This window comes from Glycomyces tarimensis (assembly GCF_054776215.1).
The window spans coordinates 29,861-41,570 of the sequence record NZ_BAAHCB010000029.1 but is presented as its reverse complement, the minus strand read 5'-3'; the positions used below and the strand labels follow the sequence as shown (position 1 = coordinate 41,570).

The 11,710-nt window shown below is 68.9% G+C and carries 10 protein-coding genes; 4 read left to right on the top strand and 6 right to left on the bottom strand.

Annotated elements, in window-relative coordinates; all coding sequences use genetic code 11:
* A partial coding sequence (locus tag ACYVK3_RS20120) for an HNH endonuclease signature motif containing protein (RefSeq protein ID WP_460499132.1) occupies window positions 1-1,084 on the top strand: 1,084 nt, incomplete at its 5' end.
* Window positions 1,085-1,101: 17 nt separating this feature from the next.
* Window positions 1,102-1,626, top strand: coding sequence for a VOC family protein (locus ACYVK3_RS20115; protein ID WP_460499131.1), 525 nt, complete (start codon window positions 1,102-1,104; stop codon window positions 1,624-1,626).
* A gap of 14 nt (window positions 1,627-1,640) precedes the next feature.
* On the opposite strand, the gene ACYVK3_RS20110 is transcribed toward ACYVK3_RS20115, so the two are convergent.
* Complete coding sequence (locus ACYVK3_RS20110) at window positions 1,641-2,048, bottom strand: hypothetical protein (RefSeq protein WP_460499130.1); 408 nt, start codon at window positions 2,046-2,048, stop codon at window positions 1,641-1,643.
* Between the two features lie 260 nt (window positions 2,049-2,308).
* Here ACYVK3_RS20110 and ACYVK3_RS20105 point away from each other — a divergent pair, with 260 nt between their 5' ends.
* Window positions 2,309-2,713, top strand: coding sequence for a hypothetical protein (locus ACYVK3_RS20105; RefSeq protein ID WP_460499129.1), 405 nt, complete (start codon window positions 2,309-2,311; stop codon window positions 2,711-2,713).
* 12 nt (window positions 2,714-2,725) lie between these two features.
* Here ACYVK3_RS20105 and ACYVK3_RS20100 read toward each other — a convergent pair whose 3' ends face one another.
* Genes ACYVK3_RS20100 through ACYVK3_RS20080 form a run of 5 tightly spaced genes read right to left on the bottom strand, consistent with a single transcriptional unit; the run spans window position 2,726 to window position 6,401 of the window.
* On the bottom strand, window positions 2,726-4,294 hold the full coding sequence (locus ACYVK3_RS20100) for a polyamine aminopropyltransferase (protein WP_460499128.1): 1,569 nt from the start codon (window positions 4,292-4,294) through the stop codon (window positions 2,726-2,728).
* Window positions 4,295-4,335: 41 nt separating this feature from the next.
* Entirely contained in the window at window positions 4,336-4,761 is a 426-nt protein-coding gene (locus ACYVK3_RS20095) for a DUF350 domain-containing protein (protein ID WP_460499127.1), read from the bottom strand.
* A gap of 35 nt (window positions 4,762-4,796) precedes the next feature.
* Window positions 4,797-5,261, bottom strand: coding sequence for a DUF4247 domain-containing protein (locus ACYVK3_RS20090; protein WP_460499126.1), 465 nt, complete (start codon window positions 5,259-5,261; stop codon window positions 4,797-4,799).
* 28 nt (window positions 5,262-5,289) lie between these two features.
* Window positions 5,290-5,790 (bottom strand): DUF2617 family protein, encoded by a 501-nt coding sequence (locus tag ACYVK3_RS20085; protein WP_460499125.1) that lies wholly within the window; start codon window positions 5,788-5,790, stop codon window positions 5,290-5,292.
* Complete coding sequence (locus tag ACYVK3_RS20080) at window positions 5,787-6,401, bottom strand: DUF4178 domain-containing protein (RefSeq protein WP_460499124.1); 615 nt, start codon at window positions 6,399-6,401, stop codon at window positions 5,787-5,789. Before ACYVK3_RS20080 ends, ACYVK3_RS20085 begins: the two co-directional genes overlap by 4 nt.
* 323 nt (window positions 6,402-6,724) lie before the next feature.
* Between ACYVK3_RS20080 and ACYVK3_RS20075 the strand changes: the two genes are divergently transcribed.
* Window positions 6,725-11,707 carry an NAD-glutamate dehydrogenase gene (locus ACYVK3_RS20075; protein ID WP_460499123.1) on the top strand — a complete coding sequence of 1,661 codons (4,983 nt, stop codon included), beginning with the start codon at window positions 6,725-6,727 and terminating at the stop codon, window positions 11,705-11,707.
* The last annotated feature ends 3 nt before the right edge of the window (window positions 11,708-11,710 follow it).

Here is an 11,710-nt window from a genome sequence, read left to right as displayed (position 1 = left end):
CGTCCAGTGGACCGAAGCCCACCACATCCGCCACTGGGCCAACGGCGGACCGACCGTGGCGGAGAACCTGGTCCTGTTGTGCCGGTTCCACCACGGCCGCATCCACACCCCCGGCTGGTCGATCACCAAGACCAGACCGGGTAAGGCGTTGATCGTCCACCATGAGGGGCACGAGGACACCGACCCCGACCTCAAGTGCGGGTGCTCGGACTGGCGCACCGATACCGACCTGGACGCCGACTTCGCCGACGACATCGCGAACGCCTTCCCCACCGGGCTGTATCCCGAGGAATGGTCGGAGACCCTGAAACCGGACCTCGAAGCGGCTGCCGAACAGGCCGACTTGGAGGACGCGCTGGCTGCCGCGAAGGCCGCCCGCGCCAAAGCACGAGCACGCTTCACCACCCCGGCACCCGACCCCGCGACCGAACCCGAACCGGCTTCAGCACCGGCACCCGAACCGGAACCGGAACCGGGATACGAGACTTCCACACCACTGACTGAACCGAGGCGGGCTTGCGACCTCGTCAGCGCCGCACCGGCACCTGACTACGGACCACCGCCGGTCTTAACCCGCCCGCTGCGGTATGCCGTGGCGGGGAAGGCACTTCATAAGCGGCCAGCTCGAAACCGGACACCCGGTTCGAGCCCTTTCCCATGCCCCACACCCCGAACCGCCCCACCAGCAACGCGAATACCCGCCGCGCAGCCAGCCCCAATCCGACCCGGCACGGCCCTACCGACCACCTCCGCGACGACCAGCCGACACCACCCCGCCCGCCACCGCTTTTGTCGCCGCTATAGCGCAGAACGACCATCACTCACGCCCGTTCCCGCCAACGACCCCGCTTCCATTGCCGGACTCAACAGGCACCCACGCAGAGCCACATCGGCGCTCACCCCAGCCAGCGACCCCGACCGTCCCGCCACCTCACCATCGCCGCCTCAGCGCAGAGTGAGCATTCACAAGCTTGTCCCCGCCAGCGCATGGGCGGCCATGGCCGGTCTCACCAGGCGGTGGCCGCCGAGTTTCGCTGCATTGTCGGTGGGTAGCCGTATCATCCGATGTGAAGAACTTCACTGACAGTGAGGAAGCGGCGCATGGAAGAACGGCTCCCCATCATCCCCGACGGCTATACGACGGTGACCCCGTGGATCATCGTCCGCGGCGCCGCCGACTTCCTTGAGTTCGTCAAGGACACCCTCGGCGGCGTCGAGACAGGCAGGGTGCCGAACGAGGACGGGACGATCGGCCACGCCGAGATCAAGATCGGCGACGCGGTCGTGATGGTCTTCGACTCGGCCGAGGGCTGGCCGAACACGCCCGCCTACCTCCGGCTGTACGTTGAGGACGCCCAGGCCACCTACGACCGCATGCTGGAGGCCGACTGCCAACCGGTCACCGAGCCGACGCTGCTGGCATGGGGCGACAAGGTCGGGCGGGTGGCGGACCCGTGGGGCAACATCTGGTGGATCCAGGAGCAGGTCGAGCAGGTGGATGAGGAAGAGACCATCCGCCGCTGGGAAGAAGCCTCGTACCGCGAGGCGATGGCCTACGTGCAGGACTCGCTGAAAGACGAGATGGCCCGGCGAGGCCAGAAGGTCGTGAAGACCGAGGGGACCTGAGAGGACTGCGAGCCTCAGCCTTGATTCGGCGCCGGCGGCTGCTGCGGCGAGGGCAGGTACCGCATCAGACGGCCCACGTCGTCGAGGTTCGCCGAGATCACGCTGAGCTTCTTCTGTCTCCCGTCGGGGAGCAGGCGCACGATGTCCTTGCCGTTGAGAACGATGCGCTCGCCCTTGACGGCGCCGAAAGTGCGGACGGTGTTGCCGAAGGGCCCGCGGACGTACAGCGAAGCTTGGCCGATGTCATAGGTCATGAACGGCTTCGCGAGGGCGGTGATGCCGGTGGCGAGTATGAGCGGTCCGATGATGATCCAGATCGGCAGTCCGCCGCGCAGCAGCACGATCAGGCCGGACGCGGTCATGAGCGAGCCCGCCACGATGTACAGCACGCTCAGATACGTCTTGAACCGGATGTCGATCACGCGGGGCTGAGACGGGGGATAGTCGGGGTGCAATGTTGCTCCAGGGACTTTCAGCGGGCAATGGTGCCAGTCATTTTAGGCGCAGTCGAGGACGACTTGGGGCATGGTGATCGGAGGCTCCATGCCCAGCCGGGACCGGTTCGGATCCTGCACTGTTTCGAGCGGCTCAGGAGCCTTGGACTCGAAGCTGCTGGCCGTAGTATTGAGCGAGAGTCGGAGGTACGCCCCGAAACTGTCGGATCGTTGGGAGCGTCGACACTGTGAAGCACCTTCATGAGAAGGCGGCCCGCCCCGTCGCCGCCGTGGTGGCGGTCTGCGGCGCCATATCTTGCGTGATCCTGTTCGTGAACGGCCGCCCCCAAGTCGAGAACCTCGATCCCGCCACGCTGCTCAACACACTCGTGGCGCTGGTCGCGGTCTTCGGAGTACTGGTTCCCGCCGTGATGGCCCTCGTACCGGCCACCACCCGACCGCGCTGGTGGGTAGCGGCCGGTTTCTTCCTGGCCTTGACCGCCAACGCCGTCACCTTGAGCGGCGTGGTCGCCGTGTTCGGCCAGATCCAGCTGTCCGTCGTCTCGGTGATCCTGTCGCTGGCCATGACCACCGTCGGAGTCGCAGCCCTCGCCGAGCAGCGGGCGGGAGCACCGTCGCGAAGCGCGCCTTAGACGACCGCTCGGTCAGTAGTGGCGCCATTCGGCCTGGACGTGGTCGAGGATGACCGGGTGCATGAGGGTCGACGGTTCCATGTCGATCCGGGCCCGGTCCGGCTCGAACACCTGGGCCGCCTCGAGCAGTTCGGGCGTCAGCGATTCGAAGTCGCCGGCCTCGGTGTCGAGCGAGAGCTCCGGGGCCTCGCCCGACGCCTGGACCGCGTGGAAGCCCCAGTCGCCGAACGAGGGCACCGAGACCTGGTACGGCGTCGTGTCGTACCCGGCCGCTTCGAGCGTCGCGGCGATTGTCCAGTAGGACTTCGGGGCGAAGTACGGCGAGCCGCCCTGCACGACCATGCGGCCCGTGCCGTTCAGGTGCGCGCCCGCGAGCGCGTAGAACTCCACCGAGTAGAGCTTCGCCGTCGCCGTGGCGTCGGGGTCCGGCATGTCCACCACGATCGCGTCGTACGTCGAGCGCTGCTCGCGCAGCCACGTGAAGGCGTCCTCGTGCACCACCGTCACCCTCGGGTCGCTCAGGGCGTCCCCGTTGAGCGCCACCAGCTCGTCGAACTCGCGAGCCAGCTTCGTGACCGCCTCGTCGAGGTCGACCAGCGTCACCGACTCCACGTCGGGGTACTGGAGGATCTCGCGGACCGCGAGCGCGTCCCCGCCTCCCAGGACGAGCACCTCGCCCCTGGGGCCGTTCATGACCGGGTGGACGAGCGCCTCGTGATAGCGATATTCATCCACTGAGGAGAATTGCAGGTCGCCGTTCAAGTACAGCCGCAGGTCCGTCTCGCCGAACGGCGAGAGCGACTCCGTCATGACGATCTGCTGGTACCGCGTGTCCTCGCTGTAGACGATCGGCGCCGCGTACAGCGCCTGCCGCGCGGCCACCTCGAATCTGTCGGTGTAGGCGAACGCGCCCACCAGCAGGAGCGCGATCGCGCCCGCCGCCAGAGCCAGCAGCTGCCGGCTCGCCTTCGAGAGGTCCCCGCGGAACAGCACGAAGATCAGGATCACGCCGGCCACCGCGTTCACCGCGCCGACGAGCAGCGCGCCCCGGATCTGGCCGAACATCGGCAGCAGCAGGAACGGGAACGCCAGGCCGCCGATCAGGCCGCCCAGGTAGTCCGCCGCGTTCAGGTCGGCCACCGCCGAGCCCGCCGCCTGCTTCCTGATGCGCTGCAGCAGCTCCATCAGCAGCGGGATCTCCGCGCCCACCAGCGCTCCGATGAGAAACGCGATCACGACCAGCGGGAGGTTGTACATCGACGTCCACGCGAACGCCCCGTACAGGATCAGGACGCTGAAGCCACCGAGCAGCGCCAGCGCCAGCTCGATCGCCGCGAAGGACAGTGCCGGGCGCCGCTGGAGCGGCTTCGCGCCCAGCGCGCCCAGCCCCATGGCGAACACCATGACGCTCAGCACGATCGAGGCCTGGGTCGCGGTATTGCCGACCAAGTACGCCCCGAGCGTGATGAGCGCCAGTTCGTAGACCAGACCGCACGCCGCCACCACGAACGCCGTCGCGAACAGAGCGGCCCGCGCCACCCGGACGCTTCGCGGTGCCGATGTACGGCTCGCGAGTTTCACCGAGGGTGACAGCGCTCGCTTCGGCGGGACGGCCGGTGGACTCAAGACAGTGCCATCGCGATGACACCGCCCAGCGCCAGGTGCATCGCCGAATTGACCCACACCGCGGGCTGCAGGTCGTCGGAGGCGACGATGTCGCCGAGCTTGCCGGGCGTCAGGGCGTCGAGCACGACGAACGCGGCGGCCATCGCCGCCAGGCCGATCACGCCGAACACCAGCGTCGAGACCACGCCCTCGACCAGGTTGCCCTCCGACGCCCAGATCGCGCCGACGACGATGAGCCCGACACCCAGGGTGTTGGACGACAGCAGCAGCGCCGCGTTCCGGTTGCGGTCGGTCCAGATGAGCGTTCCGAGTTTGCCGGGCGTGAGCCAGTCGACGATGAAGTAGCCGAGCACCATCAGGGCGATGCCGACGGCGCTGTAGGCGAGAGAGCCGGCGACGGCGTTGCCGAAGTCTTCGAACATGGAGGCTGCCTTTCAGTTACAAGTGGGCACGGGAATCATTTGCCGCTGCCGGGGCCGCCGCCCCGGAACGGGGATGGCGGCGATGACGACCATCCCCACAGCAGGAAGACGGACGAGTAGTGCTGGTAGCCGTCGCGGTACTTGAACAGCAGGATCTTCGAGCCGCCCCGGTAGGGCTCGACGGACACGATGTGGTCCTTGTACTGGAGGAAATAGGTGTCGCCGTTCCTGCGCTCGTCGCGCGCCTCGTCGGCGTCGTCGATGTCGTCGGCGACCGTGGAGGGCGGCAGGGACGAGGTGTAGGCCCGGCCGCCCGATTCGTCGAGGTTCGCGGCCCGCGTGTAGTTCCCCTGGATGTGGCCCGTGGGGTTGCTGAAGTCCAGGCTGGCGACGATCGCGCCGCCGCAGCACAGGACGACCACGATGCCGATCGCAAGCCAGTGCTTCCAGTTCAGGGCGCCGAGGGGGCTCGTGGGCGAGGCGTCGCCGTTGGTGCTCATGGGTCGTCCTTCTGGGTGGGGATCGCGTTCAGCCTACGGACGCGACCGTGCCGGTGGTGGTCACGATCTCGCCGTACTGCGGATAGGTGTGGACGGTGCGCCAGGTCAGCGGCGCGGCGCCGGTGACCTCCAGGGCCGTGACCGCGTCGGGACGGCTGCCGAACACCCCGACGAGGAGCTCCGGCTCCGCGCTGCGGGCCTGGAGCTCGCGCACGCGGGCGCGCAGCTCGGGGGTCTTGACGTGCTCGACCTCGCACGTGTAGCGGTGCCGCCAGGCGCCGACGCGCTGGCTGAAGCGGTCGGGCAGGTCGGGGGCGAGTTCGTCACGGTAGGCGAGGGTCTCCGCGATGAGTCCGTCCGGGGTGGCGACGACGGCCTGGTGGCTGGCGCCGAGCAGCCGCAGCGACAGCCGCAGCGGCCCGGCGTCGCGGTCGAGCTGGTCGAGGACGGGCATGGAAGGGGCGTCGGGGCGAAAGGTGAGCGAGCCTGCCGAGACGTCGACGTAGGGGACTTCGAGTTCGGAAATCACGATTCATTCTGGTGGTAGATGGTGATCTGGTTCCGGTCCAGGGTAAGGCCCTTCGCCAACTCCCACCTGGCGCCGTCGCCGAAGGCCTCGAACGACAGCTTCTGGCCGTCGGGGCCGGCGTAGTCGTGGTAGCGGACCGTCCCGGTGGGCGCGAGGCCGGTGGTGGCCTCGCTGACGTAGCGGGCGGTGCCCTTCTCGTCGGAGCGGTAGGAGACGCCCTCGTGGCTCAGCTCCTTGGGGCCGGGCTGGAGGTCGGCGTCGGTGACCTCTTCCCACAGGACCAGCTCGAGGTCGGGGTCGGCCTCGACCGACAGCCAGCGCTTGACGCCGGTGCCGGTGTCCAGGAAATGCTCGGTCCAGGAGTAGTCGCCCTCGCTCAGGCGCAGGCTCCCGCGGACGGCGAGGGTCTTGCCGTAGGCCTCGACGAGGTCGCCGGCCTTGACGCGGCGCGGGTCGCCGCGCAGGACGTCGGTGTCGGCGTCGGCGAACGGGTCGGACGGCGGCGGGGGAGCGGCGGCCTCCTCGTTCCGCTTGGCGTTTCGCCGCCAGAGCCACCAGGCCAGCGCCGCGAGAGCGGCGAGCACGAGGACGAGCACGACGACCGAGTCCATGGGGTCACCTCAAGGTTTGGGGGACTGATTTGGGATCACTCTACATTCGCACCGGTAACTTCGCTGTCAACGAAAGGCGCCCGGCCGGTAACGACGCGGAGCGTACGCTGGGCCCGCTGCCCGACGACCGTCCGCTTCGGAGTGCTGACGGGTCGCTGAGCTGCGAAGGCGCCGATCGAAGTGGTGCGGCGAAGCATCCGGCGCGGGAATGGTTAGACATAGCACTTCGCGGCGGGCCGCTGGCGAGCACGCCGCCGTGCGATCCTATTTTGGAGCCGGCTCACAACGATGTGAGCCAAGTCGATTCGAGCTGGAGACAAGACGTGTTGGCGTTCATCGGTGACGAAGAGTTCCGCGAGACACTGCCCGACAGGGAGGAGCTCCTCGCCGAAGCGGCCGGCCTCGCCGGCGACGACGCATCACTGGCGAGCCTGGTCGAGCTGTACTGGAGCCTGGTGGCCGACGACGACCTGGTCGGCCGGAGCGCACAGCAGTTGTTCGACACCACCGCGCACCACCGCAGCCTCGCCCAGACCCGCCGCCCCGGCGAGGTGCGCCTGGAGATCGACTGCCCCGCCGACCCCGACGCCCCCGACGCCGCCTCCAACACCCGCATCGACATCGTCTGCGCGGACATGCCGTTCCTCGTGGACTCCCTCTCGGGCCTGTTCAACAAGCACGGCATCGACATCACCGTGTTCGTCCACCCGATCGTCCCCGTCCGGCGCGATGCCGAAGGCGAACTGCTCGCCGCCCCCGGCGAGGACGGCGAGCCCGAAAGCTGGATGCACGTCGAGCTCGAGCGCGTGGCCGACCGCGAGCTGCTCTCGCTGCTCGAATCGGAGATCCTCGCGGTCCTCGACGAGGTCTCCGCCTGCGTCGCCGACTGGAGGGCCATGCGCGGCAAGGCCCTCGACATCGCCGCTGAGCTCGAAGGCGATGAAGGCAAGCGGCTCCCGGTGCCGGCCAAGGACGTCGAGGACACGATCGAGCTGCTGCGCTGGCTCGCCGACGACAAGTTCACGTTCCTCGGCTTCCGGCAGTACAAGCTCACCGGCTCCGGCGAGGAGCGCGCGCTCACACCGATCGAGGAGACCGGTCTGGGCCTGCTCAAGAGGGCGCCGGTCGTCCCCAGGCCCCTGTCGAGCTTCAACGCCGACGCCCGCGAGCAGATCTCCACCAAGCGGCTGCTGGTCATCACCAAGTCCAACGCCCGCTCGACGGTCCACCGGACCTCGTTCATGGACTACGTCGGCGTCAAGACCTTCGACGCGAACGGCGAGCCCGACGGCGAGCTGCGCTTCCTCGGCCTGTTCACCTCCGCGGCCTACCTGTCGTCGGTCACCCGACTTCCGGTGGTGCGCCGCAAGGTCGAGGAGGTCATCGAGCGCTCCGGCGTCACCCTGTCCTCGCACTCCGGCAAGGACCTCGTGACGGCTCTGGAGACCTACCCGCGCGACGAGCTGTTCCAGGCCCGCACCGAGGACCTGTTCCGCACCGCGATGGGCGTGCTGCGACTGGCCGGGCGCCGCCGCCTGCGCCTGTTCCTGCGCCGCGACGTCTACGGCCGCTTCTACTCCTGCCTGGTGTATCTGCCGCGCGACCGGTTCAACACCCACAATCGGATCAAGATCCAGCAGATCCTCTACCGCCGGCTCGGCGGCATCGGCGTCGACTACGACACGCGCGTCACCGAATCGGTGCTGGCGCGCCTGCACTTCGTCATCCGCATCGACCCGTACGCCGACGTCGATCCCGTCGACGTCGAGTCGATCCAGGCCGAACTCGCCGACGCGACCCGCTCCTGGGACGCCGACCTGGCGCTCCAGCTCGACCACCACGTCGGCGAGGGCCAGGCCAGGAGCCTGTACCGGGCCTACTCCGAGGCCTACCCGGCCGCCTACAAGGCCGAGCACTCCCCGCTGGACGCCGCCAAGGACATCGCCAAGCTCGAGATGCTCCACGAGCCCGGGGACATGGAGCTCCAGCTGTTCCGCCGCGGAGGCGACGACGCCGACGTCCACTTCAAGGTCTACTCCTTCGAAGACCCCGTCGGCCTGTCGCAGGCGCTGCCGGTGCTGCGCCACCTCGGCGCCACGGTCGCCGAGGAGCGGCCCTACCACATCGACCGCTCCGACGGGACGATCTTCCTGCACGACTTCGGGCTCGAGCTGCCCGGCCGGGCCGCCGAATCGGTGCCGCAGCTGCGCGTCCGCTTCGAGAACGCCTTCCGCGCGGCCTGGACCGGCGAGGCCGAGTCCGACCGGTTCAACGAGCTCGTCATCGGTGCCGGCCTCACCTGGCGGCAGGTCGTGGTCCTGCGGGCGCTCGCGAAGTACATGCGCCAGTGCGGATTCGTGTTCTCCCAGGCCTTCATCGCGGCCACGCTGTGCGACAACCCGGTGATCTCCGCGGGTCTGGTGAAGCTGTTCGAGGCCCGGTTCGACCCGCGCGTCGGCGACGACCGCGAGACCGCCGTCGAACGTATCGACGCGACCCTCGCCGAGGAGCTCGCCAGCGTCCCCAGCCTCGACGCCGACCGCATCCTGCGGGCCTTCCTCACCCTGATCCGCTCGACCCTGCGCACCTCGTACTTCCAGCGCGCCTCCTCGGGGCGCCCGAAGAAGCACGTGTCGTTCAAGTTCGACGCCCGCCAGATCGACTTCCTGCCCAAGCCGCGCCCGATGTTCGAGGTGTTCGTATATTCCCCGGACTTCGAGGGCGTCCACATGCGGTACGGCAAGGTCGCCCGCGGCGGCCTGCGCTGGTCCGACCGCCGCGAGGACTTCCGCACCGAGATCCTCGGCCTCGTGAAGGCCCAGGAGGTCAAGAACACCGTCATCACGCCCGTCGGCGCCAAGGGCGGCTTCGTGCTCAAGCGCGGCCCCTTCCCGGACCGCGCCGCCCTCCAGGCCGAAGGCGTCGCCCGCTACCGCGAGTTCATCTCGGCGCTGCTGGACATCACCGACAACCGCGACGCCGACAACACGGTCGTCCCGCCGCCGGACGTGGTCCGCCACGACGGCGACGACCCGTACCTCGTCGTGGCCGCCGACAAGGGCACCGCGACGTTCTCCGACATCGCCAACGAGGTCGCCGCCTCCTACGGCTTCTGGCTCGGCGACGCGTTCGCCTCGGGCGGCTCGGTCGGCTACGACCACAAGAAGATGGGCATCACCGCGCGCGGCGCCTGGGAGTCCGTCAAGCGGCATTTCCGAGGGCTCGCCCGAGGAGGCGATGAGCCCGGCCGAGGGCTTGCCCGAGGAGGCGATGAGCCCGGCCGAGGGCTTGCCGGAGGAGAAGGCGAGCACGGCCGAGGGCTCGCCGGAGGAGAAGGCGAGCACGGCCGAGGGACCGGCGTCGACACGCAGACGCAGGACTTCACCGTCGTCGGCATCGGCGACATGTCCGGTGACGTGTTCGGCAACGGCATGCTCCTGTCCGAGCACATCAAGCTCGTGGCCGCCTTCAACCACCTGCACATCTTCGTCGATCCGAACCCGGACCCGGCCGCGTCCTTCCACGAGCGCCGCCGCCTGTTCGGACTGCCGCGCTCGACGTGGGCCGACTACGACCCGTCCGTCATCTCCGCCGGTGGCGGCGTGTGGGAACGCACGGTCAAGTCCATCCCCGTCTCGCCCGAGATCCGCGAAGCGCTCGGCCTCGACCCCGACGTGAAGGACATGACCCCGCCCGAACTCATCAAGGCCATGCTCCGAGCTCCCGTGGACCTGCTGTGGAACGGCGGCATCGGCACGTACGTCAAGGCCGAGTCCGAGTCCGACGCCGCCGCGGGCGACAAGGCCAACGACGCCGTCCGGGTCAACGGCGCCGAGCTGCGATGCAAGGTCGTCGGCGAGGGCGGCAACCTGGGCTTCACCCAGCTCGGTCGCATCGAATACGCCCAGCGCGGCGGCCCGGGCGGAGCCGGCGGGCGCATCAACACCGACTTCATCGACAACTCCGCCGGCGTCGACACCTCCGATCACGAGGTCAACATCAAGATCCTGCTGCGTTCGGCGGCGCTGACCTCCCGGATCCAACCGGAGCGGCGCGACAAGCTGTTCATGGACATGGCCGACGCCGTCGCCGACATGGTCCTGGCCGACAACTACAACCAGAACATCGCCCTCACCAACGCCTCGCACCTGGCCGCGCGGCTCTTCCCGGTCCACATCAGGCTCATGAAGCATCTGGAGCAGCACGCCGCGCTCGACCGCGAGATCGAAGGCCTGCCCAGCGACAAGCAGCTCAAGGAGCGCATCGCCGGCGGCCAGGGACTGACCGGCCCCGAACTGTCGGTGCTGCTGTCGTACACGAAGATCTGGGCCAAGCGGGTCGTGCTCGACTCCGAGCTGCCGGACGAGCCGTGGACCCTGCCGGTCCTCCACGACTACTTCCCGCCGCCGCTGCGCCGCGACTACGCCGACCTCATGACCGAGCACCCGCTGCGCCGCGAGATCGTCACCACCGCCGTGGTCGGCGAGGCCGTCAACCGCGGCGGCACGACGTTCCTGTTCCGCATCTCCGACGAGACCGGCGCCGACGTCGTCGACGTCGTCCGCGCCTACGTCATCATCCGCGACGCCTTCGGCCTGCCCGACCTGTGGCGCCGCATCGAAGCGCTCGACAACCAGGTACCGCAGGCCGCGCAGATCTCCGCGATGCTGGTGATCCGCCGTCTGCTCGACCGGGGTGTGCGCTGGCTCGTCCAGCACCGCCGCGGCCGGCTCGACGTGGCCGCCGAGATCGACCGGCTCCGGCCCGGCCTGGCCGTCCTCCAACCGAAGCTGCCCGAGCTGCTGACCGAGTCCGAGGCGGTCGGCTTCGAGCGGTTCTGCACCCAGCTGGCCGAGCAGGGCGTACCCGCATCGCTCGCGGTCGACGTCTCCGCGCCGATCTTCGGCTTCGGCCTGGTCGACGTCGTCGAGTGCGCCCGCGTCATGGGCACCAACCTGGTCGAGACCGCCCAGGTCTACTACGGGATCGCCGCGCAGCTGCACACCGACGAGATCCTCAACCAGATCTCGGCGCTGCCCAGGCGCAACCGCTGGCAGACGCTGGCGCGCTCGGCGCTGCGCTACGACCTGTACGGCGCGATGGCGGCCCTGACGACGAGCGCCCTGACCGCCAAGCCCGGCGCGCTGCCGTCCGAGGCGGTCGATCTGTGGGCCGAGCGCCACGCCGCCGAGATCGAGCGGATCCACCTCGCCGTCGACGAAGCCGAGCGCTCCGACGAGAAGCTCGCCGTCCTGTCGGTCGCACTGCGTCAGATCCGGAGCCTGGTCGAGACCGAACTGGACTAGGCT